A 2,103-nucleotide genomic window follows, 5' to 3' on the forward strand; every position below is an offset into this window, starting at 1 on the left:
TCCTTCAGCACCGCAATAATCTGCTCTTCCGTAAATCGCTGCTTCTTCACTCGTCCGTCCTTTAATGGGCCGGACTCTAATCCATTCTGGAGGAAATTCGCAGTGGCAGGTCACAGAATATATGGTTATATGTATCCATACAATCGAATATAGGCGAGTTTTCATATGCCATGGCTGCCTTATAAATCATATCACGGCGCCGTTAATGGGAAAAGAATAAGAGTTCCCACGAACAAATCTCTTGCGGCAATTGGATCTCGAGCCTTTGCTTACAGTCTTGGCCCCGGCGCTATTGCCACGCTTGTGAATATACTTCCACACGGTGCGCAGCGGCCTTCGAGCGTGGGGGCGGGCGTCTTGAATTTGAACTGGAGCTTTGCGGGCGTCATCAGAGTTACGAGGGGGGGAAATACGGCGTCTAACTGGGCTTCTCTTGCTGGAGCTCAGATTCCAGGCGATGAAGCAGAGCTGTATATCGTAAGACCTCAGCTCGATCAGTGCGAGATAGAGGTGGAATAGTATAAACAAGCACCCAACACCCATCATCATCCAAAAAGGGCGCTTGACGTAGATTCATGAACTCCTTCTAGGCGGCGAATGGCAAAGAAACGTAACATGCGTAGCCCGATCAAGGAGCTATTCTACGGATGTCCGTCGCCTGCCAGACCGATGATATGGGGTGGAACAATGCTTTTTAGCGTGATTGGTCCGTTAGGCAGACACCCTTATATTGCAAGGGTAGCTTGCGACAGTCGTGCCCTATTCGGCAATGCTGCCAATATTATGCTGGCAATTCTCTTCCTGTTCTCCGCTGCACACGTGACAAGCGCGGCCGACAGGCGTCTAGCACTGGTCATCGGCAACAGCGATTATAGGACGTTTCGAGACCTGCCGGCCGCAGCCAATGATGCAGCCGACATCGGTGAAGCTCTGGCCGGACTTGGCTTCTCGGTCGTCGGCGGAAATGACCTGGGCAAGGTCCAAATGATCTCCGCCCTCAACGAATTCGCCCAGAAGTCGGCAGATGCCGATGTAGCTCTTGTCTATTATGCAGGACATGGACTGCAAGTCGATGGCGTTAACTACCTCATTCCCATTGACGCGACGCTCGAGACACCTGATGTGCTTGCAAATGCAACTGTCCGTCTCGATGCAGTCATGCGATCTCTGTCGGAAACTAGCGCAGTCCGCCTTATTTTTCTTGATGCATGTAGAAATAACCCCATCCCTGACGACATGGTCGTGAGTCGCCAGCCGGGACTTGCACCCATGGAAAATGCTGCGGGTTTCCTCGTCTCCTATTCCACACAACCCGGGAACGTTGCTCTCGACGGAGCGGGACGAAATAGTCCGTTTGCGGAAGCGCTGCTTAATCACATCGGGCAAGCTGGTCAGGATATTGCATCCCTAATGATTTCAGTGCGCCGCGATGTGATTGCAGCGACTGGGGGATTTCAAATCCCTTGGGAAAATAGCTCGYTGACGCGAGAATTCTATTTCGTCGATGGCGATCGCGATTACATGTCGTCGGAGGCAACTCTGTTTCGTCTGGCCGGTAAGGATCGCGATCCGGGGATCATGGCCGCCTATCTTCAGAAGTATCCCGAAGGTGCCTATGTCACCGATGTTCGCGCGATGCAGACCAAGCCAACAAATCCAGCCGGCGGGGAAGATAGCGAAGAACTCATATGGAAAGTCGGCCGCACTCAGCGCGTAAAGGCGCTCGTGGATCTCTATCTGCAACGCTTTCCCAACGGCAAGTATCGAGCTGACGCCGAGCAGCTGCAGGCAATTTTGTCGAGGGAACAAACGCCGGATTCCTCGCCTGGTATACTTTGCGAGTCGCTTGCGACCCACCCACGCGACGCGACCGCCAGCACGCCAGGTGTAGCAATTTCCGAACTTGCCAGTAACGCAGAGCGCGCCATTCAAGCCTGCGAGGCTGCGACGCAGCAGTTTCCTGAAAGCCCTCACTACGTTGCTCTTCTGGCTCGATCGCTTGCGGCCGAGGGCAGGATCCCCGAGGCCGTGGTGCAGTACAAAATCGCTGCCGCTCGCGGCGATTTGCGTGCTCTTGTCAGCCTTGGGCTGATGATGCAAATG

1 protein-coding gene is annotated in these 2,103 nt (G+C 53.9%); it reads left to right on the forward strand.

From position 1 onward, the window contains the following. Positions 1-615: 615 nt before the first annotated feature. On the forward strand, positions 616-2,103 hold a 1,488-nt coding region (locus tag AC1D1Z_RS36770; RefSeq protein ID WP_477853738.1), incomplete at its 3' end, for a caspase family protein.

The organism is Rhizobium sp. P1_E1 (assembly GCF_056406015.1).